Origin of the sequence: Pseudomonas meliae, assembly GCF_001400515.1 — a bacterium.
GTDB lineage: Bacteria > Pseudomonadota > Gammaproteobacteria > Pseudomonadales > Pseudomonadaceae > Aquipseudomonas > Aquipseudomonas amygdali.
The window spans coordinates 229-479 of the sequence record NZ_LJQT01000364.1; the positions used below are offsets into that span (position 1 = coordinate 229).

General features: G+C 58.6%; 1 protein-coding gene. It reads left to right on the forward strand.

Annotated features, from left to right (window positions below; all coding sequences use genetic code 11):
* The coding region (locus ALO64_RS26415; RefSeq protein ID WP_235805010.1) for a hypothetical protein at positions 1 to 251 on the forward strand (251 nt) is incomplete at both ends.

Below are 251 nucleotides of genomic sequence, written 5' to 3' on the forward strand. Positions count from 1 at the left end.
AAAGAGGAAAAGCTGTGGTTTGCCAGACCTGGATGTGACCTTGATCGCATCACCGGCTGGTTGCCTGATCCAAGCCGCCGCGCTGGGGGAGGGGACGCCGAATCAGAGTTTCTGGATGTACTGACTCAAGCCGGCCTGGTCGTCAAAGGCATGCCGGTGATGAACGGTAGTCGGCAGCGTGTAGCGACGGTCGATGACAAGCACGGCAAGAAAAGCGGCGTCTATTGTGGCTTTCTGGATCGTCGCCCTGC